Genomic DNA, 2,601 nt, shown 5'->3' on the forward strand with positions numbered 1-2,601 from the left:
TCACGTCATGGCCTATGGACAGGCGATGCGCCCGAAGAAGAAAGGTCCGTGACCGAAACCAGAACGGCGACGTGGGATGTCATCCTTTTGCGCCCAGTATTAGTGCCAGAACCGCGGCGTTGGGGGTTTATGCGCGACGGGAACGAGTTCAGTGCCTTGATGACCGACCGCGAATTTCTTCAAGCCATCCACGACAAGACGCTCCCCGTGCGAATGGCAGAGGGCATTCGGATGAAACTGGAGGTCAAATATCGTGAAGAATTTGACGGTAATGCGTGGATACCAGTGAAGTCCTCTCACCGGATAAGCCGAGTTTTGGACCCTCTACCGCCGCTTGGTCCCACTCCGCTGTTTCCGAACGCCGACCCGCCAAAAAAATAAGATCAATCCAACGAATATGACGCTGGAAACCGCCAGCGTCCACTCAATGGATATGCTGGCGAAGCCTACATAAGAAACGATAACAGCAACAATCACGACAAGGCCGGTCAGCCACGAGCGTGCTGACTCAGGTTGTTGATCGTTGCTTGACATTGCACGCTCCATGCAGCGAGAATCGCACGATGACCACCCTAAAGCAAGCTCTAGAGAGCGGAAAATTGGAGCAGTTCATCGCCGAGCGCAAAGGCGAGACCGGCGATGCCGATGCCTTCGAGGCTACGCTGCGCTCAATGGCTGGAAAGTCGAAAGAAGCTCCGGAAGCATCGTCTCCGGACGATTGCGACGATTGAAGCGATACTCGAAATTCCTTGACGTAGGAGTTCAGGTGCTTGGCGCTGACGCTCGTGTGAGTGCCATTGATTGAGCATTTCAGGTGCCGCCAGAAATTCTCGATGCCGTTGACCGTAACCGTCTCGGCAAGGCGATAATCGTAATAGGCATATTCCATCGCGCCGTGGTTCACGCGAGCATGGCGATAGCCAGCATTCGAAAGGTTAGCATAGGACCGCAGTTCGTCAGTGTGGACGTTGCCGCCGATACGGACATTGGCGGTCACAAATGGCTCCAGCGTGGCGCGACGCTGATTGGGCACCACTTGCGCTACAATGTCGCCACCGCGCTCCAGAGCGCCAACCACGACCGTCTTAGCGGCGCTGCCACGGTTATGCTTGCCGCGCTTCACACCGCCCATAAGGGTTTCGTCAATCTCGACGTTGGTCCCTTCGCCACCGATCGGCTTGTTACCGTCCACATCGGCCATGTGTTCGCGGATCAGCTTCGCCATGCGCCATGCGGTTTTGTAGGTCACACCTAGCTGACGCTGGAGTTCTTTGCCCGAAACGCCGTGGCGCGTCGTGGTAAACAGGTGGATTGCATAGAACCAAAGCTGGAGCGGGGTGCGCGTCTTTTCGAACGGCGTTCCTACAGTCGGGTGCAGGTGGTGGCCGCACCACTGACAGGAATAGGCGCGCTCGGCCTTGATGCGGAACCACTTGGAAGCGCGCTCACACTTGGGGCACTCGAAGCCTTCACCAAAGCGAACGTCAAACAGGTGCTGGAGGCAGATTTCGTCATCAGGAAACTGGCGGAAGAATTGGGCGGTAGTGAGGGGCTTCGTCATACCCCATTATATGCCATATTCTGTTACGTATGTAAAGGGGATACACCCCGAAACTTGAATGAGAATGATCCTAATCTCGAGAATTTTATCGACACTTTCAGACATCACGCTTTGCGTAATCCAGAAAATCACATGCTGTATGTGCAGGAGAAAAGGTCAAAGGAAAAAATGAGAACCTCTGGCATTGAAGAATCGTCGAACAATCACTCGGCACCATGCGCAATTTGTGTCATTGTAACAGGATGGGACTATCAGAACGATATGCAGCTTTGGTGAACTGGTTTGGAAGCGACGGTTCAATATCGGATACCGTACTCCACATCCACGGTGGGATGTTCATATTGATAGTAGTGAGATTGATAACTGGTCGCTCTCTAAATACCCCATGGCCTTTTCTAGCCGTTCTTCTAACAGCATTTGCAAAGGAATTTATGGACTTCCTAGCATACGGGCGAGTCAAAACTGACACGCCGACTGACATAATCAATACGATTTTCTGGCCTGCCGTTCTGTTTATTGCCCTAAATTCTCGTCAAGCAGGCCAAAGTTCCAAAAAATTCCCGGTAGAGGACCATATAGACACGCAAGATTCACCAGTTTATCAGTCTTGCAAATCTAAAAGATAATCTTCACGTTATAAATCTGATGTTTAAGTTGTTTCCAACATGATTTTACTATAACACTATAGTATGCCCCGCCAAAATTCAATATTCTTTAGATTGCGTCTTATCTAGGCGGGGGCTGAGTCTTATCTAGGCGGGGGCTGATACGTACGACCGAGACATTGGCCGGACTCTTCCCGCCCAGTTTCGACTGCCGCCTGATCGTCTTGTATTCCTGCCGCTAAACGATTGATATTCACTGCGCATGGAGCAGCGAGACGAACAGCGTTTTGTTCAGACATTAGACCCGAAGGCGGGCGCCGAAATACCCTTCAAAGGCATTCTGCATCGGCTCGCGCGGTGCAATGCGATGCCAAGTGAAGGCTGTACTGCTACCAGCGTGGAAAGACTGGCGAGGTCCATTCGGCACTGACGTGA

Annotated in this window: 1 protein-coding gene and 1 pseudogene; one reads left to right on the forward strand and one right to left on the reverse strand. The window is 52.2% G+C overall.

Features of this window, described 5'->3' with window-relative positions; genetic code table 11:
* Positions 1–381, forward strand: a 381-nt coding sequence (locus ACGHJ7_RS14715; RefSeq protein WP_390479171.1) for a hypothetical protein, incomplete at its 5' end; no start/stop codon positions are given.
* A 361-nt stretch (positions 382–742) separates the two neighbouring features.
* Here ACGHJ7_RS14715 and ACGHJ7_RS14720 read toward each other — a convergent pair.
* Positions 743–1,561 (reverse strand): annotated as a pseudogene (locus tag ACGHJ7_RS14720) (IS1595 family transposase); the annotation flags it as partial.
* Positions 1,562–2,601: the final 1,040 nt, after the last annotated feature.

It is taken from the genome of Altererythrobacter sp. MTPC7 (assembly GCF_042851395.1).
Lineage (GTDB): Bacteria > Pseudomonadota > Alphaproteobacteria > Sphingomonadales > Sphingomonadaceae > CAJXSN01.